This is a genomic window from Plantibacter sp. MCCC 1A11337, assembly GCF_013349365.1.
Classification (GTDB): Bacteria; Actinomycetota; Actinomycetes; order Actinomycetales; family Microbacteriaceae; genus Plantibacter; species Plantibacter flavus_A.
The window spans coordinates 1-22,875 of record NZ_JABJWX010000003.1 but is presented as its reverse complement, the minus strand read 5'-3'; the positions used below and the strand labels follow the sequence as shown (position 1 = coordinate 22,875).

At 69.7% G+C, this 22,875-nt stretch carries 22 protein-coding genes and 1 pseudogene; 12 read left to right on the top strand and 11 right to left on the bottom strand.

Features of this window, described 5'->3' with window-relative positions:
- Nucleotides 1-45: 45 nt before the first annotated feature.
- Entirely contained in the window at nt 46-1,152 is a 1,107-nt protein-coding gene (locus tag HOW07_RS11890; RefSeq protein WP_121292567.1) for a LacI family DNA-binding transcriptional regulator, read from the bottom strand.
- 96 nt (nt 1,153-1,248) lie between these two features.
- On the opposite strand from HOW07_RS11890, the gene HOW07_RS11885 reads away from it, so the two are divergent.
- The gene (locus HOW07_RS11885; RefSeq protein WP_175117239.1) at nt 1,249-3,240 is read left to right on the top strand and encodes an aldo/keto reductase; all 1,992 of its coding nucleotides are present in this window, start codon (nt 1,249-1,251) and stop codon (nt 3,238-3,240) included.
- Nucleotides 3,241-3,567: 327 nt separating this feature from the next.
- Here the strand turns inward: HOW07_RS11885 and HOW07_RS11880 are convergent, their stop codons facing one another.
- From HOW07_RS11880 to HOW07_RS11865, 4 genes are read right to left on the bottom strand one after another with little or no spacing between them, the layout of a single operon-like run.
- Nucleotides 3,568-4,659 (bottom strand): ABC transporter permease, encoded by a 1,092-nt coding sequence (locus tag HOW07_RS11880; protein ID WP_175117237.1) that lies wholly within the window; start codon nt 4,657-4,659, stop codon nt 3,568-3,570.
- On the bottom strand, nt 4,656-5,669 hold the full coding sequence (locus HOW07_RS11875) for an ABC transporter permease (protein WP_175117235.1): 1,014 nt from the start codon (nt 5,667-5,669) through the stop codon (nt 4,656-4,658). Before HOW07_RS11875 ends, HOW07_RS11880 begins: the two co-directional genes overlap by 4 nt.
- Nucleotides 5,666-7,471 carry a sugar ABC transporter ATP-binding protein gene (locus HOW07_RS11870; RefSeq protein WP_175117233.1) on the bottom strand — a complete coding sequence of 602 codons (1,806 nt, stop codon included), beginning with the start codon at nt 7,469-7,471 and terminating at the stop codon, nt 5,666-5,668. The genes HOW07_RS11875 and HOW07_RS11870 overlap by 4 nt, the downstream gene beginning before the upstream one ends.
- The gene (locus tag HOW07_RS11865) at nt 7,468-8,502 is read right to left on the bottom strand and encodes a sugar ABC transporter substrate-binding protein (protein WP_064295673.1); all 1,035 of its coding nucleotides are present in this window, start codon (nt 8,500-8,502) and stop codon (nt 7,468-7,470) included. Before HOW07_RS11865 ends, HOW07_RS11870 begins: the two co-directional genes overlap by 4 nt.
- A gap of 280 nt (nt 8,503-8,782) precedes the next feature.
- On the opposite strand from HOW07_RS11865, the gene HOW07_RS11860 reads away from it, so the two are divergent.
- From HOW07_RS11860 to HOW07_RS11850, 3 genes are all read left to right on the top strand, one after another.
- Nucleotides 8,783-9,454 carry a FadR/GntR family transcriptional regulator gene (locus HOW07_RS11860; protein ID WP_064295672.1) on the top strand — a complete coding sequence of 224 codons (672 nt, stop codon included), beginning with the start codon at nt 8,783-8,785 and terminating at the stop codon, nt 9,452-9,454.
- A gap of 93 nt (nt 9,455-9,547) precedes the next feature.
- Nucleotides 9,548-10,615, top strand: a complete 1,068-nt coding sequence (locus HOW07_RS11855) for a hypothetical protein (protein ID WP_121292559.1) — start codon at nt 9,548-9,550, stop codon at nt 10,613-10,615.
- A 186-nt stretch (nt 10,616-10,801) separates the two neighbouring features.
- Nucleotides 10,802-11,254, top strand: coding sequence for a hypothetical protein (locus HOW07_RS11850; RefSeq protein ID WP_175117231.1), 453 nt, complete (start codon nt 10,802-10,804; stop codon nt 11,252-11,254).
- A gap of 85 nt (nt 11,255-11,339) precedes the next feature.
- Here HOW07_RS11850 and HOW07_RS11845 read toward each other — a convergent pair whose 3' ends face one another.
- The gene (locus HOW07_RS11845; protein ID WP_217485301.1) at nt 11,340-12,488 is read right to left on the bottom strand and encodes a HAMP domain-containing sensor histidine kinase; all 1,149 of its coding nucleotides are present in this window, start codon (nt 12,486-12,488) and stop codon (nt 11,340-11,342) included.
- A complete protein-coding gene (locus HOW07_RS11840; RefSeq protein ID WP_175117229.1) occupies nt 12,485-13,210 on the bottom strand; it encodes a response regulator transcription factor in 726 nt (241 codons plus the stop codon). Before HOW07_RS11840 ends, HOW07_RS11845 begins: the two co-directional genes overlap by 4 nt.
- 196 nt (nt 13,211-13,406) lie before the next feature.
- Here HOW07_RS11840 and HOW07_RS11835 point away from each other — a divergent pair, with 196 nt between their 5' ends.
- Nucleotides 13,407-14,087, top strand: a complete 681-nt coding sequence (locus HOW07_RS11835; protein ID WP_175117227.1) for a M15 family metallopeptidase — start codon at nt 13,407-13,409, stop codon at nt 14,085-14,087.
- 42 nt (nt 14,088-14,129) lie between these two features.
- Here HOW07_RS11835 and HOW07_RS11830 read toward each other — a convergent pair whose 3' ends face one another.
- Complete coding sequence (locus HOW07_RS11830) at nt 14,130-14,795, bottom strand: metalloregulator ArsR/SmtB family transcription factor (protein WP_371743664.1); 666 nt, start codon at nt 14,793-14,795, stop codon at nt 14,130-14,132.
- Nucleotides 14,796-14,909: 114 nt separating this feature from the next.
- Here HOW07_RS11830 and HOW07_RS11825 point away from each other — a divergent pair, with 114 nt between their 5' ends.
- From HOW07_RS11825 to HOW07_RS11810, 4 genes are read left to right on the top strand one after another with little or no spacing between them, the layout of a single operon-like run.
- Nucleotides 14,910-15,170, top strand: a complete 261-nt coding sequence (locus tag HOW07_RS11825; RefSeq protein ID WP_064295666.1) for a DUF6458 family protein — start codon at nt 14,910-14,912, stop codon at nt 15,168-15,170.
- Between the two features lie 23 nt (nt 15,171-15,193).
- On the top strand, nt 15,194-16,474 hold the full coding sequence (locus HOW07_RS11820) for a serine/threonine-protein kinase (RefSeq protein WP_175117223.1): 1,281 nt from the start codon (nt 15,194-15,196) through the stop codon (nt 16,472-16,474).
- A gap of 26 nt (nt 16,475-16,500) precedes the next feature.
- Nucleotides 16,501-16,998: a hypothetical protein gene (locus tag HOW07_RS11815; protein WP_175117222.1), complete on the top strand. Its 498-nt coding sequence runs from the start codon at nt 16,501-16,503 to the stop codon at nt 16,996-16,998.
- Nucleotides 16,995-17,558: an SRPBCC family protein gene (locus tag HOW07_RS11810; protein WP_175117220.1), complete on the top strand. Its 564-nt coding sequence runs from the start codon at nt 16,995-16,997 to the stop codon at nt 17,556-17,558. The genes HOW07_RS11815 and HOW07_RS11810 overlap by 4 nt, the downstream gene beginning before the upstream one ends.
- A 23-nt stretch (nt 17,559-17,581) precedes the next feature.
- Here HOW07_RS11810 and HOW07_RS11805 read toward each other — a convergent pair whose 3' ends face one another.
- The 3 genes from HOW07_RS11805 to HOW07_RS11795 form a co-directional block, all read right to left on the bottom strand.
- Nucleotides 17,582-18,376 (bottom strand): SDR family NAD(P)-dependent oxidoreductase, encoded by a 795-nt coding sequence (locus HOW07_RS11805; RefSeq protein ID WP_175117218.1) that lies wholly within the window; start codon nt 18,374-18,376, stop codon nt 17,582-17,584.
- Between the two features lie 152 nt (nt 18,377-18,528).
- Nucleotides 18,529-20,193 carry an MDR family MFS transporter gene (locus HOW07_RS11800; RefSeq protein ID WP_175117632.1) on the bottom strand — a complete coding sequence of 555 codons (1,665 nt, stop codon included), beginning with the start codon at nt 20,191-20,193 and terminating at the stop codon, nt 18,529-18,531.
- A gap of 32 nt (nt 20,194-20,225) precedes the next feature.
- Nucleotides 20,226-20,933, bottom strand: a complete 708-nt coding sequence (locus HOW07_RS11795; protein ID WP_175117216.1) for a TetR/AcrR family transcriptional regulator — start codon at nt 20,931-20,933, stop codon at nt 20,226-20,228.
- Nucleotides 20,934-21,016: 83 nt separating this feature from the next.
- Between HOW07_RS11795 and HOW07_RS11790 the strand changes: the two genes are divergently transcribed.
- The 3 genes and pseudogenes from HOW07_RS11790 to HOW07_RS11780 form a co-directional block, all read left to right on the top strand.
- On the top strand, nt 21,017-21,607 hold the full coding sequence (locus tag HOW07_RS11790; protein ID WP_064296406.1) for a TetR/AcrR family transcriptional regulator: 591 nt from the start codon (nt 21,017-21,019) through the stop codon (nt 21,605-21,607).
- Between the two features lie 227 nt (nt 21,608-21,834).
- Nucleotides 21,835-22,404: a hypothetical protein gene (locus tag HOW07_RS11785; protein ID WP_175117214.1), complete on the top strand. Its 570-nt coding sequence runs from the start codon at nt 21,835-21,837 to the stop codon at nt 22,402-22,404.
- Nucleotides 22,392-22,875 (top strand): annotated as a pseudogene (locus HOW07_RS11780) (hypothetical protein); the annotation flags it as partial. The gene HOW07_RS11785 and the pseudogene HOW07_RS11780, both read left to right, overlap by 13 nt.

Genomic DNA, 22,875 nt, shown 5'->3' with positions numbered 1-22,875 from the left:
CGACGGGGCCGGTGCGGCTCAGGCGGAGTGGCTCAGTGGATCAGCTCAGGCGGACTCGCGGACGACGAGCGAGACACCCACCGAGCGTCGGACGGACGGCCCCGAGAGCGGGAGCGTGCCGGACATCATGCCGTCGAGCAACTCCAGGCTGTGCCGTGCGATGTCACCCTTGTCGACGGCGACGCTCGTCAGCTCAGGGGTGACGAAGCGACCGAGGTCGAGTCCGTCGATGCCGATGACGGCGACGTCCTCCGGCACGCCGACCCCGGCACGGGCGAGGCCCTTGAGCACGCCGACCGCCATGACGTCGTTGAAGACGAGTACGGCGTCGACGTCGGGCATCGCGGCGCGGCAACGCAGGGCGGCCGAGACCCCGCCCTGGTGGGTGTCCTCCGCCCAGGTCTCCGACGCCTCCGACCACGGCAGGCCGTGCTCGTCGAGGAACGCCCGGTACGCGAGACGCCGTCCGGACGGTTCCGCCGAGGCGTCGATCATCGCGATCGACCGGCGCCCGGTCGCGACGAAGTGGGCGAGCGCCTGTCGGATGCCGTCCTCGAAGTCGATGTCGACGCCCGCCACCTGCAGCGCGGGCTGCGCGTCGGACGGGTCCGCTCCGGCCTCGGACTCCTCTGGCCGATGGTCGCCGAGGGAGACGAACGGGATGGTGGCGAAGGCGCCCTGGAGTGCTCCGTGGTCGGCGCCGTTGCGCCCGACGACCGCATCGACCTGCCGCGCGAGTTCGGCGAGCTGCGCACGTTCCGCGTCGGGGAGGTCCGGCCCGCGATCCGCGGCGGCGGGCCGGTCGCCCGATGCGTTCGCCGCTCCCCCGACCTCGGCGACCAACACGGTCCATCCCCGCTCGGCCGCCTGCTGCACGAGGGCGGCCGCGAGCTCCGGGTAGTAGGGGTTCCGCAGGTCGTCGACGACCAGTCCGAGCGTCGTCGTCCGGCCGCTCACCAGGTGCTGCGCAGCGCGGTTCGGCCGGTAGTTGAGCGAGGCTGCGACCTCGACGACCCGTTGCCTGGTGGCGTCGCTGACGTCGCGCATCCCGTTGAGCGCTCGGGTCACGGTCTGGCGGGAGACACCGGCGACCCGGGCGACGTCGATGATCGTCGCTCGCGCTGGAGCGTGATCGTCGCGCGGCCTGGTCATGGTCACATCGTACTGATACGCTCACACCGTGAACGTTCACGGTGACGTTCACCACAGACCATCGCACCGCCGATCAACGTTGAGGAGCACCACCATATGGAACACGTCGCCTGGGGCATCATCGGACCCGGAACGATCGCCGAACGGTTCGCGACCGAGCTGCACGCGAGTCGCACCGGTCGACTCGCCGCCGTCGCCAGTCGTGACGCGTCGCGTGCCGAGGAGTTCGGCGAGCGCTTCGGGGACGGCACGGCTCCCGTCCGCGGGTACGGCTCCGTCGCCGAGTTGCTGGCCGACCCCGGCGTCGACGCGGTCTACATCGCGACCCCGCACACGGAACACGTCCGGCTGGTGATCGAAGCGGCGGAAGCGGGCAAGCACATCGTCAGCGAGAAGCCGCTCTCGGTCAACCGCGCCGGTGCGATGCTCGCGATCGAGGCCGCCCGGCGTGCCGGCGTGTACCTCGCCGAGGCGTTCATGTACCGCTTCCACCCGCAGACCGCCAAGCTCGTCGAACTCGTGTCGTCCGGGGCCATCGGCGAGGTCGAGCACATCGAGGCGTCGTTCGCGTTCGCCGCGAACCTCCCGGCCGAGCACCGACTCATGAACCCGGAGCTGGCGGGCGGCGGGATCCTCGACGTCGGCGGCTACCCGGTCTCCATCGCGAGGCTCGTCGCCGGTGCCGCCGTGGGTGCACCGTTCGCCGACCCGACGGAGGTCACCGGGAACGGCACCATCGGCTCGACCGGCGTCGACGAGTGGGCCAGCGCGTCGCTCGTGTTCCCGTCAGGCATCACGGCGCACGTCACGAGCGGCGTGCGCATGCAGGACGACAACCGCGTCGTCGTCACGGGTTCGACGGGCCAGATCATCGTGTCCGACCCGTGGTTGCCGTCGGTCGAGGACGGGTCGACGATCGAGGTCCGCACCATCTCGGGCACGGAGTCGATCCACATCCCCGGGGCGCCGCAGTACGCGATCCAGGCCGACGCGGTCGCTGCGTTCGCCGAGGCCGGTCAGGCACCGCAGATGCGCTGGGCGGACTCGCTCGGCAACGCGGCGACCCTCGACCGCTGGCGCGAGGCGGTCGGCCTCGAGTACCCGTTCGAGTCGATCGACACCGACATCCCGACCGGTTCCGGCCGGCCGCTCGCCGTGCGCGCCGAACTCCCGATGCCGACCGGCCGCATCGCGGGCATCGACCACGACATCTCCCGGCTCGTGATGGGTGTCGACAACCAGCAGACCCTGTCGCACGCGTCGGCGATGTTCGACGACTTCTTCGAGCGCGGCGGCAACGCCTTCGACACGGCCTGGCTGTACGGCGACGGTCTGCAGGAGCAGCTGCTCGGACGCTGGCTCGCCAACCGTGGCCTCCGGGACGACGTCGTGGTGATCGGCAAGGGTGCGCACACGCCGTTCTGCGACCCGGAGTCGATCTCGCGCCAGCTGTTCGAGAGCCTCGACCGGCTCGGCACCGACCACCTCGACCTGTACCTGATGCACCGCGACAACGTCGAGGTGCCGGTGGGCGAGTTCGTCGACGTGCTGAACGAGCACGCCGAGGCCGGTCGCATCCGTGCGTTCGGTGGCTCCAACTGGTCGATCGAGCGGTTCGAGGAGGCGAACGCCTATGCGGCGGCGAACGGGAAGCGGGGCTTCGCGGCGCTGAGCAACCACTTCGGTCTCGCCCGCGCACTCGACGTACCGTGGGCCGGGTGCGTGGAGGTGACGGATCCGACGAGCCGCGCGTGGCTCGAGGAGACGAAGACGCCGCTGCTGCCGTGGTCGTCGCAGGCGCGCGGCTTCTTCACCGGGCGTGCCGAACCCGAGGACCTGTCGGACCCGGATCTCGTGCGCTGCTACTACAGCGACGACAACTTCGAGCGCTTGGCCCGTGCCCGTCAGCTCGGCACCGAGCTGGGTGTCGCGCCGACCGCGATCGCTCTGGCCTACGTGCTGGCGCAGGACTTCCCGACCTTCGCCCTCATCGGGCCGCGGTCCATCGAGGAGACGCGTTCGTCGACCGACGCCCTGTCCCTGAAGCTGACCCCGGAGCAGGTCGCCTGGCTCGACCTCCGAGTCTGATCCGTCCCTTCGAGTGATGCCAGCGCGGTGCGCTGACGTCACCGCGGGGCATGGACGTGAGCGCGGGTCTCCAGAGACCCGCGCTCACGCGTGTGGGGCGCGCCCACGCCGAGTCGTTCCTCCTCGCGTCAGCGCACCGCGCTGGTCCGAGCGCGGGATGAGGCCCGCTCAGGAGGACCCGATGCCAGCGCGATGCGCTGGGCCTCGCCGCGGGTCATGTGCGTGAGCGCGGGTCTCCAGAGACCCGCGCTCACACCTATGGGGCGCGCTCGCGTCAGCGCACCGCGCTGGCGCAACCACACCGCCACAGCGAGGGTCGGGTGGGCGTCACGTGAGGGGTTTGCGGGACCGGTCGCGCGCCAGGAGGACGCCGAGGAGCAGGATCAGGATCAGTACGACACCGCGGGCGAGGCCCTGCCAGTAGAAGGACAGCCCGATGAGGTTCATCCCGTTCGTCAGCAGCGCGAAGATGAGCACGCCGACGAGCGTCCCGAAGAGGTTCGGCCGCCCGGTCCGACTCAGCGTCGTCCCGATGAACACCGCACCGATGGAGTCGAGCACGTAGAGCTGGCCGCTGTTCGCGACGAAGCCCTGGCTCCGCGAGGCCAGGATCAGCCCGGCGATGGCCGCGATCCCGGCGGCGAAGATGAACGCCGTCGCCATCGACGTCCCAGCCAACCGCCCGGAGATCCGGGTCGCCGTCGGCTGCTCCCCCGCCGCGGTCAGCACCCGACCCCAGCGACTCCGTTCGAGCGCAGCCCAGACGATGATCAGCACGAGCACGGCGACGACGATCGGTGCGGCGACGCCGAGCACGGTGCCGGCACCCAACCACGCGAACTCGTCCGGCACGCTGCTCCGCGACAGGTAGATGGGCGACCCACCGTCGGTCGCGACCTGCTGCACGCCACCACCGATGAACCAGACGCTCAGTGTCGCCAGGAACGGCCGGATGCGCAGCACCACGATGAGGAACGCGTTCACGGCTCCGACGAGCAGACCGACGACCAGACCACCGACGATCGCCACCCAGGCCACGTAGTCGTCGGCGAGGAGCGCCGACGCGGTGAGCGCCGCGAGGTCGATGGCGACACCGATCGAGAGGTCGATGCCACCGGCGCGGACGACGACCGTCATCGCGACGGCCGCGAGGAGGAGCAGCGCGTTCTGGTTGAGCACCCCGAGCAGGTTGTCGGCGGTCAGGAACGACGGCGACAGCACCGCGAACACGATGAGCAACACCGCCAGCACGGCGGGGGCGAGCGCCTGCGGGACCGCGGCACCGAGGCCACGGACCGTCAGCCTCGAGAGCGGGCCGCCGGGACGCTGGTCATCGCCGCCTCCCGGTCCAGCCGATCCGGCGTTCGGGACGGAGACGCCGGTGGTGGCGGAGGATTGCGTGTGCGTGTCGACACTCATCGCTTGACGCTCCGTTCGCGGATCGCGGCGACCGCGAGGACCAGCAGGATCAGCACACCCTTGGTGATGCCGATCCACTGGCTCGGGACGCCGAGCTGACTGAAGCCGTTGGTGAGGATCGCGACGAACACGGCGCTGAACAGGGTCCCCGTGATCGTGACGACGAGCCGACGGGAGAACGCGATGGACAGGAATGTCGCGAGGAGGATGTCGATGAGCGACTGCTCGCCGATCCCCGGCAGGGCAGCGGACAACCGACTGGTCATGAGGACGCCAGCGATCCCCGCGAGGACCGCCGCGAGGACGTAGCTGACGACGATGTGGCGGTTGACGTCGATCCCGGCCACCCGCGCGGCCGTCGGATTCTGCCCGACCGCGGCGTTCTTCACGCCCCAGCTGGTCCGCCCGGTCGCGAAGGCGGCGACCGCGAAGACGACGAGCAGCACGACGACCGCGGCAGGGACACCGACGACATGTCCGCCCCGCAACCAGACCAGCCCGGCGTCGGAGACGGGCACCTTGACGTTGTTCGTGATGACGATCGTGAGACTCGTGACGATGCTCATCATCGCGAGGGTGACGAGGAGCGGGCGGATCCCGGCGACGACGACGAGACCGTTCACGAGCCCGATGACCGCCGTGGCTCCGAGCCCGATGAGCAGCGCGAGCGGCAGACCGAGCTCGGCCTGCAGGAGCACCGCGACGAGCGCGCCGGAGAAGCCGAGGACGGCGCCGATGGAGAGGTCGATGCCGCCGCGGACCACGTCCTCACCACCCGTGACGACGACGATGGACAGGCCGAAGGCCGCGATCGCGTAGACCGCGGACTGGGTGAGGATCGTCGCGAGGTTGGCCGGATCGAGGAAGCCGGGCGAGGCGACCGCGAAGACGACGACCTCGATGACGACGATCGCGTAGCCGATGAGTCCCAACCGGGAGACCGGACGACGCTTCGTCGTGGACTCCGCCGCAGCCGAGGGCGCAGCGGGTGAAGCGGAGAGCGCGGTCATGCGGAGGCTCCTCGGGTGGGTGGCGTGGCGCCTCCGGGGCCTGCCGACGGGGCAGACCTCTGGGGATCAGCCTGCGTAGACGACGTGGGCCCTTCGACAAGCTCAGGGACCGGGGCGGTTGATTTGTCAGGATCCGCATCGGTTGACGAGGTGGACCCGTCGACAAGCGGTTCTTGCCCTTCGACAAGCTCAGGGACCGGCGGGACCGAGGGGGCCGACGGCGTGGAGGCGACCTCGGCGGCACCCGTCGACCAGGCGAGGATCGTGTCGGCGGTCGCCTGCGATCGGGGCAGCTCCGTCCGGATCGTCCCGCGGTACAGCACGAGGACGCGGTCGGCGAGCCCGATCAGTTCCTCGAGGTCGACGCTCACGAGCAGGACGCCGGCGCCCTGCGCGACGAGCGCGTCGATCTCCGCGTAGATCTGCTGACGCGACCCGATGTCGACGCCGGAGGTCGGCTGGTCGAGCACGAACACCGTCGACCCGGCCGCGAGCCACCGACCGAGCACGACCTTCTGCTGGTTGCCGCCGGAGAGGCTCCCGGCCACCGCGGTGTCGTTCGCGGGCCGGACGTCGAGTCTCGTGACAAGGTCTGCGGCGATCTCCCGCTCGCGTCGACCCCGCAGGATCCCGCCGAGCCCGGTGATGCGGTCGAGCGCGGCGAGCGTGAGGTTCTCGCGGACGGACTGACGGTTCAAGATGCCGTCGCGGTGGCGGTTCGCCGGGACGTACGCCCCGCCCGCCCGGACGAAGGCGCGCGGCGAGCGGATCGTCGCCCGGCCGAGCCGCACGGTTCCGCCGTGCGCACGCAAGCCGGTGACCGCGTCGGCCAGCTCCTCGAGGCCCGAGCCGACGAGGCCCGTGACGCCCACGATCTCGCCCGGACGGACGGCGATCGAGACGCCGTGCAGACGTTCGGGGACCGTCAGTCCGTCGATCGCGAGCACCGGTTCGGCGCCGGCGTCGGCGACGATCCGTTCGCGGTCGCCGAACTCCTCGACGCTCCGCCCCACCATGAGCTGGACGATGGCGTCGAGGGTCGCCTCGGGATCGGCGAGGTCGAGGGCACCGACGCGCTCACCGTTGCGGAGCACGACGACGCGGGACGCGATGTCGCGCACCTCCTGCAGGTAGTGGGAGATGTAGATGACGGCGACGCCCTGGCCCTGCAGGGTCCGGACGGTGCGGAACAGTCGCTCGACGTCGCCGGCGGCGAGCGGCGCGGTGGGTTCGTCGAGCACGAGGACCCGTGGGCGCGTGATCGTCGCGATCGCGAGCTGTAGGAGTTGCTGCTCGGCGACGCTCAGCTCGTCGACGAGGGTCTTGCCCGGTACGTCGAGCCCGACGAGGTCGAGCAGCTCGCGTTCGGCGCGGCGGTCGAGCTGCCGGCCGGTGAGGAACGCGGTGCGCGAGCCGAGGAACAGCTGCTCCGCGACCGTGAGTCGACCGGCCAGGTGGCGATCCTGGTGGATGACGCGGACACCGAGGCGTTCGGCGTCACCCGGGTTGCGGATGACGACCGGTTCGCCGTCGATCTCGATGGTGCCCTCGCTCGCCGTGTAGAGGCCGGTGAGGATCTTGATGAGCGTCGACTTGCCCGCGCCGTTCTCGCCGACGAGCGCGACGACCTCGCCGGGGTGCACCTCGAGGTCGACGTCGTCCAGCACCCGGACGCCGCCGAAGTCCTTCGCGATGCCACGCATGCTCACGGCGGGAGCCGAGGCTTCGGTCGTCGCGGCACCGGACCGACCGCCCAGCGAGCGCTGGGCGGTCTGACCGTCGATCGAGGTGTCGTGCGTCATTCCAGGCCGAGTCGCTTGCGCTCGTCGGCGACGTTCGCCTTGTCGATGAACACGGCGTCGAGGTAGGTGCTCAGCGGCACCTCGTCCTGCTTGCCACCGAGGTACAGGGCCACGTTGTTCGCGCTCGTCGTCCCGAACAGGGTCGGCTGCTGCGCGACCGTGAACTGGTACACCGAGTCGGGGTCCTGGATCAGGTCGAGCGCTCCGGGCTCGGCGTCGACGCCGTAGACCTTGATCTCATCGCGGCCCGCCGCGTCGATGGCCTGCGAAGCTCCGATCGCGGGGAGGTCCCAGCACGACCACACGGCCGAGATCTCGCCCTTGGGGTAGCGGGTGAGCGCGTCGTTCGTCTTCTGCTTGGCGTCCTCGATGGTGCCCTCGTAGATGTCCTGCAGCTCGGGCTCGATGATCTCGATGTTCGGGTAGTTCTTCAGCACGAGCTTGAACTCGTCGTAACGGATCTGGCAGGGGGTGACGTCGTAGAAGCCGTTGAAGACGAGCACCTTGCCCTTCCCGCCGATGTCCTCGGCGAGCGTGCGGGCGAGGGTGGAGCCGATCTGCCAATTGTCCGAACCGATGTTGTTGACCGAGTTCTCGCTGGCGTGGTCGATCGTGAAGACCGGGATGCCGGCGTCCTTCGCCTGCTGCAACGCCGGGGCGAGGGTGGTCGCGTCGCCGAGGATGACGACGATCGCGTCGACCTTCTGCGAGACGAGGTTCTCGACGTTGGCCAGGTGCTTGTCGTCCTGTGCGTCGGCCTGGGTGGCGACGACCTTGGCGCCGAGCTCCTCCAGGCGGTCCTGCACGCCCTGGTAGGTGAGGCGGCCGAAGTCGCGGACGACGTCCTTGGCGGCGACGCCGACGGTCTTGCCCTCGAGCGAGGGGACGTCGACGTCGGAGGCGGCGGAGCTGGCAGCGGCGCCGCTCGTCGACTCGCTGGACGAGGACTGCTTGAGGGAACAGCCGGTGGCGAGGCCGGCCACGACGGCCAGGGTGACAAGAGACAGCGCGAGGCGCGATCGACGACGCATGGGGACTCCAGATGACGGTGGGGTGCGGGACGGTGCAGGGGGTGGTGGAGCGTGCCGGCGTCCGCTGTCGGTGCGGTCGGGGCGCACCGGGACGTCGGGTTGCAGCAACAGTAGGGAGTGATCGGACGGGCCGCGAGAGGGCGCTCAACCTGACGTAACACAAGGTGCCAGGTGTCGGCGGTGCGTGGAGGCAGGTCGGGGCGCGGCCCGCGGAAACGTCGGATGTATCATGGCGCGAGGCGGTGTTCCACGTGACCGTCTCGCTCGAGCAGGGGGTCGCATGGCAGTCACGGACGAGGCGATCGCGCGGATCCAGGCGATGATCGTCGCCGGCGACCTCACCCCCGGTCAGCGCCTCCCTCCGGAGAAGGAGCTCAGCGAGACCCTGGGGCTCTCCCGCAGTTCCCTCCGCGAGGCGGTGAAGGCGTTGGAGCTCATCCGGGTGCTCGACGTCCGTCGCGGCGACGGCACCTACGTCACGACGCTGGAGCCGAGCCTGTTGCACGAGGCGATGTCGTTCGTCATCGACATGCACGCCGACGCCTCCCTCATCGAGATGTTCGAGGTGCGCCGCATCCTCGAACCCTCCGCATCGGTGATGGCGATCCAGCACCTCGACGACGAGCGGATCGCCGAGCTGCGCAGCATGGTCGACGAGGTCGACGAGTCCACGACGGTCGAGGACCTCGTCGCGCACGACCTGCAGTTCCACGCCCGCGTGATCGAGCTGAGTGGCAACGCCTACCTCGCGAGTCTGCTCGCCGCCCTCGGCAGCAAGACGGTCCGGGCCCGCATCTGGCGCGGCCTCACCGAGGAGAAGGCCGTCGCCCGCACCCTCCAGGAGCACCACGCGATCGTCGACGCCCTCGAGAAGCGCGACACCGAACTCACCCGTGCGCTGGTCACGGTCCATGTCTCCGGCGTCGAGAGCTGGCTCCGCCGCTCGATGTGATCCCTCCCCCTGCCCGCGAACTGTCACGTGCTGCTAATCCGGACCGCTCGGACGAGCCGTTGGTGACCGTTCGCGGGCAGGTAGCGTGAGGGGATGGACGGCACGATCGACACCCGCGCGCTCATCGACCCCATCGACCGTGACGCCATGGCGAAAGCGCCCTCGTTCCATCGCGCGCCGTCCGCCCGGCTGTTCATCGGCCTGCTCGCGGCGATCGTCGTGGTCACCGTCGCCGGGTTCGTCCTGTTGGGAACGCTGCCCTCGCCCTCACGAGGCGGCTCCGGCCCGACGCCGCTGCTCGGGATCGGGCTCCTCGCGGCCGCCGCCGTCGCGGTGTTCGCAGTCCTCTCCTGGCGTACGAGGCGCATCAAGCGCTTCCGCCTCTCCCAATTCGCCGCGGCCAACGGGATGACCTACACCGCAGACCTCAGCTACCCTCCGTTCCCCGGCATGATCTTCGGGATCGGATCGTCGCGGCAGTCGACCGACGTGCTGCGGGGTGGTCGTCCCCGCGCCGTGGAGTTCGGCAACTACCGGTACACGGTCCGTCACGGGAAGAGTTCGACGACCCACCACTGGGGATACGTCGCGGTGAAGCTCGACGTCCCCCTGCCGAACATCGTGCTCGACGCGATCGGCAACAACGGGTTCGGCTCGAACCTCCCGGCGGCGTTCCAACGGGCCCAGCGACTCTCCCTGGAAGGCGACTTCGACCGGCACTTCACGCTCTACTGCCCCGAAGGCTACGAACGCGACGCGCTCTACCTGTTCACGCCGGACATCATGGCGAGGTTCATCGACCACGCCGCCGAGCTCGACGTGGAGATCATCGACGACTGGCTGTTCCTGTACACGAAACGGGAGGTGTCGACCCTCGATCCCGACACCTGGGCCTGGCTGTTCGGCATCGTCGACGCGCTGATGACGAAGTTGGACCAGTGGGCTCGGTGGCGGGACGACCGCTTGCAGCCGCAGACGTCCGGAGCTCCGGAGCACCCGCTTGCACCCGGCGCTCAGGCCGGCCCACCCGCGATCGGGCTGCTCACCCCGCCGCCGGGTGTCGCTTCATCCGGCCGCAGGTTGCGACGATCCGGGAGGTGGATCCCCGTCGCCTTCGTCGTCGGAACGCTGATCGTCTGGATCGTCACACGCATGAACTGACCCCTCCCCTGCCCGCGAACTGTCACTTGCTGCCGGTCCGGGCCGCCCCGACTAGCCGTTGGTGACAGTTCGCGGGCAGGGGTGGGGTGTTGGGAACGTCTGGTGATCGCGAGACGAGGACGGAACAGGCCGGTTGATGGGATGGCCAGGTGACCGACACCGGTCGCCCGTCAGAAAGGACCACCCATGCGCCGACCCACAGCCATCGGCTTCGCCGTCCCCGTCCTCGCCCTCATGCTCGGGCTCACCGCCTGCTCCGGATCCGCGGAGGCCCCGTCGAGTGGTGCATCGCCCTCGACCGTCGATTCGTACGCCGAGGCGTTCGACGACTACACGATCTCCCTCGCGGGCTGCCTGCGCGACCAGGGGTTCGACGTGCCGGACCCGGAACCCGGTACCGCGATCACCCTCGACGGTGGCGAGGCGATGAACACGGCCTACGACGCCTGCGCCGACGAACTCGGCCCGCCGCCGGTGAACCCCGACCAGCCCAGCAAGGCTGAGATCTCCGACGAGCTCCGGCTGCGCGCCCAGTGCCTGCGTGACCAGGGGTTCGACGTCCCGGACCCGGATGCGACCGGCGTGTGGGACCTGCCGGAGGACCTGTTCGATGAGGCCAGGGCTTGCGCCGTGCAGTGACCTCCGCACCAGCCGGAACGGCCGACCGATCCTGTGATCGGCCGGCCGTTCCGTCGTTCCGTGTCCTCTCGTTCCGCGGTCAGGCTCAGGCCGGGTCGGCGTCCTGAGCCGGCAGCAGCACGGTCACCTCGAGTCCACCCGCCGGCAACGGCGCGAGCCGCAGCACCCCACCGTGCAGCTCCACGATGCGCGCACCCAGGGTCAGCCCGAGACCGTTCCCCCGGTCGCGACCGGCGACCCGCGCCATCCGGGCGTCCCGCCGGTCGAACGGCTCCACGAACCGCGCCACCTCAGCCTCGTCGAGCAGCGGCCCCGAGTTGCTGACCACGACGACGGCGCGTCCCGGCGCCTGCGGGTCGGGTCCGACCCACACCGAGACCCAGCCGTCCGGACCGCTGTTGTAGCGCACGGCGTTCGACAGCAGGTTCGTCAACAGCTGTTGGAGGAGCACACGATTACCGAGCACCGCCGTGCTCCGGAGGGTCGACGAGATCGTGACCCCGGCGTCCGCGGCCTCCGGCGAGATGAGCTGCGACGCGTCGCGGGCCACCGCCGCCAGGTCGACGGGCGAGGTCACGATCGGCCGGCGATCGAGCTGGTTCAGCTGCAGGAGGGCCTCGACGATCGCGATCCCCCGCTCGTTCGTCTCGTGCAGCCGCCGCAACGCGCGGTCGACGTCGCGGCCCTCCGGGTCGGCCTGGGCGACTTCGATGAGCATCTTCATCGTCGCGAGCGGTGTCCGCAGTTCGTGCGAGGCGTTGGCCGCGAACCGCTTCTGCGTCAGGAACGACTGCTCGAGGCGTGCGAGCATGTCGTCGAAGCGGTCGGCGAGCTCGCGGAACTCGTCGCGGCGACCCGTCATCGCGATGCGGTGGTCGAGCGAGCCCTCCGCCGCCGCGCGCACGGCCGCGTTGAGGTCCCGCAGCGGCCGCAGGACCCGTCCGGCGACGATCCAGCCGACGCCGGTGCCGATCACGGCCATCGCGATGAGTGCGAGCATCGAGTAGTTGATGAGCGAATCGCGGATCTCACCGCGCGTGATGCCGGACAACTGCCTCGGATCGCTCGCCAGCGCGAGCGGGTAGTCGGGGAAGCGCCAGATGATCACGTTGATGACGATGAGCGCGATGAGTCCCGTCACGACGGTGAATGCGGCATAGGTTGCGGTGAGTTTGACGCGAGCGGTCATCCACGTCGGCCGGGCGTCGTCACCGACGGCCGGAGCGGCGGTCATGCGCCCACCTCGTCGCCCTCGTCGTCGGCGTCCGCGCCGCTCGTCTCAGCGGGGCCCTCACCCGGCGGGAGCACCCGGTAGCCGACGGCCGGCACGGTGTGGATGATCCACGGCTCGCCGAGCACCTTCCGGAGCGTCGACATCGTCACCCTTACCGCGTTCGTGAACGGGTCGGCGTGCTCGTCCCAGGCGCGCTCGAGGAGCTCTTCGGCACTCACGACGCCTCCCTTGGCCGCAAGCAGGATCTCCAGCACCGCGAACTGCTTCTTCGCCAGGCGCACGTACCGGCCGTTGCGGTACACCTCGCGGCGGAACGGGTCGAGCCGGACACCGGCGTATTCGAGGACGGGCGGGAGCGACGCCTTGGGTCGACGCGCCAGCGACCGGAGCCGGAGGACGAGCTCACGCAGCTCGAACGGCTTGGTCAGGTAGTCGTCGGCGCCGATCTCGAAGCCGCTCTCCTTGTCGTCGAGGTCGGCGGCCGCGGTGAGCATGAGCACCCGGCAGGGCAGTTCCTGGGCGATGATCCAGCGGCAGACGTCGTCGCCGTGCGTGCCAGGGAGATCGCGGTCGAGGACGACGACGTCGTAGGCGTTGACGGCGAGCCGCTCGAGCGCGGTGTCACCGTCGAATACGAGGTCGGCGGCGAGCCCCTCGTGCTGCAGTCCCTCGAGGATGCTCTCGGCGAGGTACTGCTCGTCCTCGGCGATCAGGACACGCATGGGACCTCCGGCGTTCGGGACGGATGACGCGTCGATGGCGTCACTCCGGCGCCCGCGATGGGCGTCGTGTCGATCGTAGGCGGCACCGTGTTTCGGAACCGTCTGGTGATCGTCCGACGCCCGCGCAACCGCCGTCGAGCTGGACTGGGGGCCCGGTCGTCGCGTGCCGAACACCGACGACCGCCGAGGAGGAACCATGCAGCACGACATCCAGCACCAGCAGCAGCCGCACCGCCGCGCGGGCCGACGGAGCACCGTCGCCCGCAGAGGCTCCGACCGAGCCGTCGTCATCCTCGCCGCCACGGCCGCCGCCCTCACCGCCGCGATCGCCCTGGTCGCGTGCACGGGCGTCGCGCCGACCATCACCCGCGGGATCACCGCGCTGGCCGAGCGGCCGTCCGGAGACGCGCATGCCGGAACCGCGACCACGACGGATGGCGCGTTCGGGGCCGACGACGGTGTGCTGGAGGAGAACCGGTACTCGGCCTACGACACCGACCTCCCGGCCATCGCGAACCTCGATGCGGACCTCCTGGAGGCCGTCCAGCAGGCGACCGACGCGGCGGCGCAGGACGACATCGCGCTGTACGTGAGCTCCGGCTGGCGGAGCACGGCGTACCAGCAGCACCTGCTCGACGAGGCGATCCTCCAGTACGGCAGTGAGGCGGCCGCCCGGCAGTACGTCGCCACGCCCGAGGGCTCCTCACATACGCGCGGGGCGGCCGTCGACATCGGCGCGACGGACGCGGACTACTGGCTCATCGAGCACGGTGCCGACTACGGCCTCTGCCAGACCTACGCGAACGAGATCTGGCACTTCGAGTTGGCGACCGTGCCCGGCGGCGAGTGCCCGGAACTCCTGCCCGACGCCGGGTGAGGTCGGTGCCGAGACCAGCTGCCATCGCAGGGCGTCCCGCCCCTACCCGACGGCCGGCGCCAGCCGACTGACGAACTCGTCGACGCGCAGACGGATGTCCCGGAACGCTTCGTCGAACGCCTCGTCCGTCGCAGTCGCGGCAGGGTCGGGGATCGACCAGTGCAGGTCGTCCCTCCCCTCGAGTTCCTCGTGCGCCCGGTTACACACGGTGATGACGAAGTCGCCGTGCCGGAGGACCTCCGAGGTCGCGCGTGGGACCCTCGGACGGATCCGGACGCCATGGCGCGCCGCGGCCCGAACCGCGCCCGGGTTGACCTCGCTCGCCGGCCGACTACCCGCCGATGCGACGGGGACCTCGCTGCGGTCCCGCCAGAGCGCCTCCGCCATCTGCGACCGCGCCGAGTTCGCCGTGCAGACGAAGACGACCCGCGCCGGGGCGCTGATCGGTTCGGGCGCGAGGCGGTCGAACGCCCCCGGGACGAGCCGCACGTAGTTGCGGCGTCCATCGGACTCCGATCGCGAGCGCGAGAGGATCCCCGCTCGCTGGAGGACGCTGAGGTGGTGGGAGACGAGGTTCGACCCGATCCCGAGAGCGAGCTGGATCTCGGTCGGTGAGAGGTCACCGAGCGCCAGGAGGTCCACGATGCGCAGCCGCGCCGGCTCCGAGAGCGCGGCGAACTTGGACGCCCTTACCGCCAGCGACTCCACCGACACAACCCCCGTTGACTCAACCGTGATTGACTCAATAATAGGCTGAGACGTCCGTGAACACCCCTTGAGCGATCCGCTCGAACTCACGGTCGTCGAGAAGAGGAGCTACTCATGGGTCTCGGAACCGGAATCGCCCTGATCGTCATCGGCGCCATCCTCGCCTTCGCCGTGAACGTCGACGTCCCCGCTGTGGACCTCACGCTCATCGGGTACATCCTCATGGCCGCCGGCGCAGTGGTGTTCCTCATCTCGCTCGTGCTCGTGCTCCGCCGTCGACAGGTCTCCTCGACCACGCGCTCCGCCGTTGACCCCGGTAGCGGCGAGCGCGTCACCCGCCGCAGCACGACCGACAACGACGGCCCCGTCCTCTGACGACCGGACCGACCGCGCCACCCATGACCGACCCGGCTACCGCGCGGCCTCGCGCCGGCGAGCTCCTCGACGGTCGGTACCGACTCGAGCGACCGATCGGTGCCGGCGGGATGGCGACCGTCCATCTGGCGACCGACGAGGTGCTCGGGCGCAAGGTGGCGGTCAAGCTGTTCCGCCCGGGCACGACCGATGCGACCGACGGCGCCAGGACCACTTCGGAGACGCGCCTGCTGGCGTCGCTGAACCACCCCGCCCTCGTCACCCTGTTCGATGCCAGGGTCGTCGCCGGCGACGGTTCGTACCTCGTCATGGAGCACGTCGACGGTCCGACGCTGTCCCAACGCATCGCCCGGTCGCCGCTTCCGTCGTCCGAGGTCGCCGCGATGGCCGTCGACCTCGCAGAGGCGCTCCACACCGTGCACGCGGCGCGGGTCGTCCACCGCGACATCAAGCCGTCGAACGTGTTGCTGCGACCGACGATCCTGCCCCACCAGGAGTATCGCGCGAAGCTTGCTGACTTCGGCATCGCGTACCTCATCGACAGCACCCGGATGACCGCGCCTGGCTCGTTGATGGGCACGGTCGCCTATCTCAGCCCAGAGCTGGTCCGTGGTGCGGACCCGGCGACGCCAGCCGACGTGTACGCGTTGGGACTCGTGCTCCTCGAAGCGCTGACCGGTCGCCGCGCCTACCCGCAGACCACCACTCACGATTCCCTCATGGCGCGGCTGAACGCGCCGCCGACGATCCCCGGCGAGCTCGGGTACCAGTGGAAGTCGCTCCTCACCGCGATGACCGCGTCCGAACCGGCCCAGCGCCCCACCGCCCTCGAGGTGGCGGTGGCCGTCCGTGGCATGGATCCCGCGCTGGACCCGGCGGATGCGACCGTCGCGACCTCGGCACCGCTGGTGACGGCAGACCCGGAACCCACGGCTGCGACCGAACGGCTCGACTCGGCGACACCGCCCGCCACCGCACCGGAGGGATCGACGGGGCTCCTGACGGCGACGACACCGCTCGCGCCGACGGCGGACACGCTCGCCGAGACCGGCCCGACCGCGGTGCTCGACGGCGCTCGCCGCTCGGAGCGACGTCTCGACGGCGGTGCACGGCGCCAGGCCGCAGTGAGCCAGCCGCGGCGCCTTCGACGCTGGCTGATCCTCGCGGCCGTGCTGCTGGTGATCACCGTCGCGGTCGTCTGGATCCTCGTGTCCCAGGTGCAACCGCCCGCCCCGACGCTGCCCACCCTGCCCGAACCGTTGTCGACGCATCTGGATGAACTCCTGCGGGAGGTGACGCCATGAGGCACCGACGGAGGTCTGGACTCGGGTTGATCGCCACACCCCTCATCGTCGTCGCCCTGCTGAGCGGTTGCGCCGGGGCGCCAGCCGACCTCGAGCCCGCGACCGGTCAGCAGTTGCAGAGCAGCGTGCTCGGGGTGGCGAACGCGGCCGCCGCCGGCGACACGACGGGTGCACTGAGCGCACTCGACGCACTCGAAGCGAAGCTGGCTGAGGCGGAGGCGTCCGGGGCTGTCTCGGCGGCCCGCGCGACGACCATCCGAGCCGCCATCTCGGCGGTGCGAGCCGATCTCACACCGGCCACCCCCGCCACGACCCCGACCCCGACCGCCGAGCCCAGCTCGGTCGATCCCGTCACCCCCGTCGAACCGGTGACGCCGACGGATGACGGGAACGGGGACGACTCCGGGAAGAATGGGGACAAGGGTAAGAACGGCGACACGGGCAACGGCAACGGCAACGGCAACGGCAACGGCAACGGCAACGGCAACGGCAACGGCAACGGCAACGGCAAGAAGGATAAATGAAGCGACGAGGAAGCACCGCAGCCGGGCCCGACGACGGATCGAACGGGCCCCAGACCGACGAGACGACGAAGCGGACCCGGGCGGCGGAGGACGGCGTCTCGACCGTGCAGCACAGCATCGTCGTCGACCTGCCGATCGCGGCCGTCTACAAGCAGTGGGTCGACTTCGAGTCGTACCCGGAGTTCTTGCCGGCTGTGCGCGAGGTGAAGCTGACCGGTGAGGTCTACAGTCGCTGGACCGTCGCGATCGGCAAGCTCTCGCGTCAGTTCCTGGCCGAGATCCTGGAGCAACTCCCGGAGGAGCGCCTGGTCTGGCGCACCATCGAGGGCGACGTCTGGTTCAGCGGCGACGCCGCGTTCGAGGCGATCGACAAGCAGCAGACCCGCGTGGACGTCACGGTGCACTGGAAGCCGGTCAACGCGATGGAACGCACCGCGGCCGCGCTCGGCCTCGCCGGACGGGTCGTGCGTGGGACCCTCCAGGCGTTCAAGACCTACATCGAGTCCACCGGAGGGCCCTCGGGCCACTCCCGCGTCAAGGTCGTCTCCCCGAGCGGGTAGATGACGACCGCGAGCGCGACCGATCAGCTCATGAACGGCCGCAGGTCCGGATAGCCGGTGGTCTGCCAGGCCCCGTCCACGACGAGGTTGTCGCCCGAGATGTACGAGGCGTCGTCGCTCGCGAGGAACAGTGCGGCAGCGGCGATCTCCTCGGGGGCGGCGGCACGACGGAGCGGGATGCGCTCGTCGTACGCGGCCTGCACACCGGGGATGTCGGTCAGCGACTTCGTCAACGGCGTCGCGACGAGGCCCGGTGACACCGCGTTCACGCGGATCCCGTGCTCGCCGAGCTCGAGTGCCGCCTGCTTCGTGAGCATCACCGCGCCGGCCTTCGCCGCCGTGTATCCGACGCCGAAGTGCATCGGAACGAGCGAGTTGAGGGAGGCGATGTTGACGATCGCGCCGGCCTTGCCCTCGGCGAGGAACTGGCGTGCGGCGAGACGCGTGCCGTTGAAGGCGCTGTAGAGGTTCAGCCGGACCGTGAAGTCCCAGTCCTCGAGGGAGATGTCGGTGATCGTCCCGGCACGTGATCCACCGGCGACGTTGAAGAGCGCGTCGAGCGTGCCGAAACGTTCGACGGTCTCGGCGACCAGCGCGGAGAAGTCCGCCTCGTCGGTGACGTCGGTGCGCCGACCCCACACGCGCTCACCGAAGGTCTCGGCGGTGCTCGCGATCAGCTCGGCGTTGATGTCCGCGACGACCACCGAGGCGCCCTCCGCGACCAGCCGCTGGGTGATCGTCGCCCCGATGCCGGACACGCCCCCGGTGACGATCGCGACCTTGCCGGCGAACCGGCCCTGGATTGATGCATTCGACATGATGCCACTCCGTTCTGCTCACCGGCTCTGGCGAGCATCTCCAGCATACGCATCTATAAGTCACATGTCAGATAGTTTCAGATGGCCGTCAGCATAACGGCGCCGGCCCCGGGACGAAGCGTCCCAGGGCCGGCGTCAGGTGGCGCTGAGGCCTACCGCGGCGACTGCTCGCGATCGGCGTCCGCCCCGGCGCCGTCGCCACCCGAGGCCCGGTCGAGCGAAGGCGCCCCGCTGGTCGAGGCAGGCACTTTGCCGCGCGCTGCAGCCTCGAGCGACTCGGCCTCGTCTCCACCGACGGCCTCACCGCGGGCGACCAGCCCGGCGACGTCGGAGAGCGGGATCTGCTTGAGGAACAACGACAGCAGGAAGGCCGCGCCGATGAACGGCAACAGGTACCAGAACACCGGAGCCAGAGCGTCGGCATAGGCGGTGACCACACCGTCGCGGATGCCTGGCGGGAGCTGGCTGAGCGTCTGCGGGTCGATCGTCGCCGCCGCGTTGGAGGCGTCCCCAGCACTGGCTCCCGAACTCGCGAAGACGTCCTTGAGGTTCGCGGTGAGCCGCGTGGTGAAGATCGTGCCGAAGACGGCGACACCGAGCGACGCACCGACCTCGCGGAAGTAGTTGTTCGTGCTGGTCGCGGTTCCGACCATCGACGCGTCCACCGAGTTCTGGGCGACGAGCACGACGACCTGCATGATCAGGCCGAGACCGGCGCCGAAGAAGAACAGGAAGACGCAGATCAGCCAGATCGGGGTGTCCGCCGTGAGCGTCGTGAACGCGACCATGGAGGCGGCGGTGATGAGCGTGCCGATGACCGGGAACATCCGGTAGCGACCGGTCCTGGTGATCAGGTTCCCCGAGACGATCGAGGTACCGATGAGGCCGACCATCATCGGGATCATGAGGAGGCCCGATGCGGCTGCCGAGGTGCCGGACGACATCTGGAGGAAGGTCGGCACGAAGCCGATCGCCGAGAACATGCCGAGGCCGAGCGTGAGGCCGATCGCGGTCGCGTTGATGAACGTCGGGTTCTTGAACAGCGACAGCGGGATGATCGGATCCTTGGCGCGAGCCTCGGTGATGACGAAGAGCAGCGCGGCGAGCAGCATGCCGATGCCGAACATCCAGGTCTCGATGGCACCCCAACCGTGCGCGGCGTCGCCACCGAAGTCAGTGAAGAAGATGAGGCAGGTGGTGAACGCCGAGAGGAAGATCACGCCGAGGAGGTCGATCGGCGCGGTCGCCTTCTTGTTCGGCAGCTTCAGCGTGAAGAACGCGATCGCGAACGCCGCGATGCCCACCGGGATGTTGATGTAGAACGCCCACTGCCAGGTCAGGTGGTCGACGAAGAAGCCACCGAGAAGCGGTCCACCGACAGCGGAGAGACCGAACACCGCGCCGAGCGGGCCGAGGTACTTGCCGCGCTCGGAGGCGGGCACGATGTCGGCGATGATCGCCTGCGACAGGATCATGAGGCCACCGCCACCGAGGCCCTGGACGGCACGCCAGACGATGAGCTGCGTGAAGTCGCCCGCGAACGCACAGCCGACGGAGGCGATCGTGAACAGGGCGATCGCGACGAGGAAGAGCCGACGACGGCCGAGGACGTCACCGAACTTGCCGTACACGGGCATGACGATGGTGGTCGCCAGGAGGTAGGCGGTGGTGAGCCAGACCTGGTGGTCGACGCCGCCCAGCTGTCCGACGATCGTCGGCATGGCGGTGGAGACGATCGTCTGGTCGAGGCTGGAGAGCAGCATGCCCGCGATGAGGGCGGCGAAGATGATCCAGATGCGGCGCTTGGTGAGCAGCATCGGGCCCTCGGTGGGTGCGGCGGTGGCGGCGGTCACTGGAGGTCCTTTCGGGGAATGGGGTTCGTGTGGGGGTTCTGGGGCGCGGCGGCGGGAGGTCCAGCGTCGGGGTCGTCGGGCTCGAGGATGGTGCGATAGGTCGCCAGGCAGTCGCGGATGGAGCCGACGATGTCGAACTCGCCGCTCTGGCCGAGCTCGGCGACGCCGCTGCCGAAGACGCGCGTCATCGTGGTCTTGATCGCCATCCCGAAGAGGTCGGCGCAGGCGCGGGCACGCGGGTCGTCTGCCGGGACGCCTTCCCGCGTGGCGATGAGCTCGACGAGCAGTTGCTCGCGCTCACGGTTGAGGCCCATGAAGCGGACCAGCAGCTTGGGTTCGCGCTCGAGGGCGGCGTGGAAGTCGACGTGCTCGGCCAGACCGAACCCGGATCGCTCCGCATGACCGGCCGCGATGAGCATGAAGTCGTCGAGCACGGCGCGCCACCCCCGCGAGCCGAGGGCGAGGAACTCGGTGGCGAACCGCTCGGTCTCCTCGGTCTCGTCGACGCCGAGGACGGCGTCCTCCTTGCTCGGGAAGTAGTTGAAGAAGGTGCGACGCGAGACGCCGACCTCCTCGCAGAGTTCCTCGATCGTGAAGCCGTTGAGCCCGTGAGTGGCCGTGAGCCGACGCGACACGGTCGTCAGCCGCGCAGCGGTGGCGGCCATCCGGTCGGACAGCCGATTCGTCGAAGTTGCACTCTGCATCACGAAGTGCAGTATTGCACTCTCCGGTCCGGGGTGCAACTTGCGGCACGAGCCGCCCAGTCGGGCCTCACTAGAGTGAACGCATGGACCCTCGTCAGGCACGAACCCGCAGTGCCCTCCGCGACGCGATCCACACCCTCGCGGCGGCGAAGCGCATCGATCAGGTGACCGTGGCGGAAGTGTCCCGGGTGGCGGGTATCACGCGCGACACCTTCTACCGTCACGCCGCGACGCCCGTCCACCTCCTCGCCGACGTGCTCGGCGAGGAACTGGATGAGACGCTCCGGGCGCACGCCGATCTGCCGGCGCACAGCGACTCGACGCTGAGCGTCTTCGACGAGTCCGAGCGCGACCTCCTGCGTCACGTCGCCGAGCACGCGACGATCTACCGCAACGCCATGCACCCCCGGCTCATCGGACCCCTGCGCGATGCTCTCACCGAACGGATCGAGCAGGCGCTCGCGCACCACCTCGACCGACACCCGCACATCGCGCCACCCCGCGAGGACGGCATCACGCCCGAGCGACACGTTCGGATGCTGGTGGCCTACGCCGGTGCCGGCACGGTCGCAGCGATCGAGGAGTGGCTGCGATCCGGAGACCTCGACGACATCGACGCGGCGGCCCGCACGGTCATCGCCGCCTCCCCCGCCTGGTGGCTCGGCCGCGCCTGACCGCGGCGCCTCGGCCTGGGCCTGACGCCAGCGCGGTGCGCTGACGCGAGCGCGGGTCACCGACGTGAGTGCGCCCCTCCGGAGACCCGCGCTCACGTCCTCCGGGGTGCGCTCACGCCAGCGCACCGCGCTGACGCGAAGGCCTCATTTGCGACATATGTCGGTGTAGGCATATCTGCTCTGTGGATAACCCGAAGGGCCTCCTCGACCGGCCGTAGCGTCGAGGAATGTCAACGACCTCCCTGCCTCGAATCGCCCCCGCTCTCGCTCTCACGATGGGACTCCTCGCCCTCACCGCGTGCTCTGAAGCAGAGCCGGCACCCCCTCCGAAGAGCACTCCGCCGGTCTTCGAGAACGAGGAACAGGCCCTGGCTGCAGTGACGGAGACGTATCAGGAGTTCATGCGGATCTCGAACACGATCCTCATCGAAGGGGGCGTCGAGGTTGAGCGAATCGACGTCATCGTCGGAGACGAGTTGGCTGAGTTCGAGCACGGCAGCCTCATCGAACTCGCTACTGCGGGAAAGACTCTCGTGGGCGCACCCCTTCTCCTCGCCACCTCCGTCTCGGATTGGTATGCCCAGCCCGATGCCGCTGGGGTGATTGCGGTTGGAACGGCGTGCATGGATCTCACTCCAGTTGATGTTCTCGATAGCAACGGCAATTCAGTCGTTGCACCCGACCGCCCCCGAACGCGGACCTGGTCGGTGAAGATCGGCCCAGGTGAGGCTGGCCAAGCCACTTTTGTTCTCATCGAACACGATGCAGTGCACGAGGGTGAAGCATGCGCAAGCTGAAAATCAACGTGGTGGCCGTGTTCGCGCTGGCCGCCCTGATGCTCGCCGTTGCTCCTGTGCAGCAGGCGGTTGCTAGCGGTTGCAGTGATGACAATCAATGGAGCAACGGCTGCGTCGACATCGGTAACGGTTCGGTCGACATCGGGGGCACGATCGAGCAACCCGGATCGGGTGGAGGCGGTGGTTCCGGCGGCGGGACGGGCGGAGGGGGCGGTGGCGGTTCGGCCGAGTTGCCACCCGGGGTGACCGACGGGCCCAACGGTGAGCGGACGGTCTGCAGCCTCATGCGGCCGGACGAGTGCTACACCTTCACGCCCGGCGACCTCGGCACCGACCTGGGGGCAGCACCCGCCGCGCAGCCCGTCACGATCCGCGACGTCGCCAGCTTTGCCCCCGCCGCACCGACCGTCACCACCGAACCCGCCGCCTGGGGTGTCCGTGGGCTCCACACGAACGTCATCGCAGGTGCTT

What these genes read in the sequence shown, in the direction of transcription:
- HOW07_RS11890 (WP_121292567.1), bottom strand. Translation starts at nt 1,152, where the DNA reads ATGACCAGGCCGCGCGACGATCACGCTCCAGCGCGAGCGACGATCATC.
- HOW07_RS11885 (WP_175117239.1), top strand. Translation starts at nt 1,249, where the DNA reads ATGGAACACGTCGCCTGGGGCATCATCGGACCCGGAACGATCGCCGAA.
- HOW07_RS11880 (WP_175117237.1), bottom strand. Translation starts at nt 4,659, where the DNA reads ATGAGTGTCGACACGCACACGCAATCCTCCGCCACCACCGGCGTCTCC.
- HOW07_RS11875 (WP_175117235.1), bottom strand. Translation starts at nt 5,669, where the DNA reads ATGACCGCGCTCTCCGCTTCACCCGCTGCGCCCTCGGCTGCGGCGGAG.
- HOW07_RS11870 (WP_175117233.1), bottom strand. Translation starts at nt 7,471, where the DNA reads ATGACGCACGACACCTCGATCGACGGTCAGACCGCCCAGCGCTCGCTG.
- HOW07_RS11865 (WP_064295673.1), bottom strand. Translation starts at nt 8,502, where the DNA reads ATGCGTCGTCGATCGCGCCTCGCGCTGTCTCTTGTCACCCTGGCCGTC.
- HOW07_RS11860 (WP_064295672.1), top strand. Translation starts at nt 8,783, where the DNA reads ATGGCAGTCACGGACGAGGCGATCGCGCGGATCCAGGCGATGATCGTC.
- HOW07_RS11855 (WP_121292559.1), top strand. Translation starts at nt 9,548, where the DNA reads ATGGACGGCACGATCGACACCCGCGCGCTCATCGACCCCATCGACCGT.
- HOW07_RS11850 (WP_175117231.1), top strand. Translation starts at nt 10,802, where the DNA reads ATGCGCCGACCCACAGCCATCGGCTTCGCCGTCCCCGTCCTCGCCCTC.
- HOW07_RS11845 (WP_217485301.1), bottom strand. Translation starts at nt 12,488, where the DNA reads ATGACCGCCGCTCCGGCCGTCGGTGACGACGCCCGGCCGACGTGGATG.
- HOW07_RS11840 (WP_175117229.1), bottom strand. Translation starts at nt 13,210, where the DNA reads ATGCGTGTCCTGATCGCCGAGGACGAGCAGTACCTCGCCGAGAGCATC.
- HOW07_RS11835 (WP_175117227.1), top strand. Translation starts at nt 13,407, where the DNA reads ATGCAGCACGACATCCAGCACCAGCAGCAGCCGCACCGCCGCGCGGGC.
- HOW07_RS11825 (WP_064295666.1), top strand. Translation starts at nt 14,910, where the DNA reads ATGGGTCTCGGAACCGGAATCGCCCTGATCGTCATCGGCGCCATCCTC.
- HOW07_RS11820 (WP_175117223.1), top strand. Translation starts at nt 15,194, where the DNA reads ATGACCGACCCGGCTACCGCGCGGCCTCGCGCCGGCGAGCTCCTCGAC.
- HOW07_RS11810 (WP_175117220.1), top strand. Translation starts at nt 16,995, where the DNA reads ATGAAGCGACGAGGAAGCACCGCAGCCGGGCCCGACGACGGATCGAAC.
- HOW07_RS11805 (WP_175117218.1), bottom strand. Translation starts at nt 18,376, where the DNA reads ATGTCGAATGCATCAATCCAGGGCCGGTTCGCCGGCAAGGTCGCGATC.
- HOW07_RS11800 (WP_175117632.1), bottom strand. Translation starts at nt 20,193, where the DNA reads ATGCTGCTCACCAAGCGCCGCATCTGGATCATCTTCGCCGCCCTCATC.
- HOW07_RS11795 (WP_175117216.1), bottom strand. Translation starts at nt 20,933, where the DNA reads ATGCAGAGTGCAACTTCGACGAATCGGCTGTCCGACCGGATGGCCGCC.
- HOW07_RS11790 (WP_064296406.1), top strand. Translation starts at nt 21,017, where the DNA reads ATGGACCCTCGTCAGGCACGAACCCGCAGTGCCCTCCGCGACGCGATC.
- HOW07_RS11785 (WP_175117214.1), top strand. Translation starts at nt 21,835, where the DNA reads ATGTCAACGACCTCCCTGCCTCGAATCGCCCCCGCTCTCGCTCTCACG.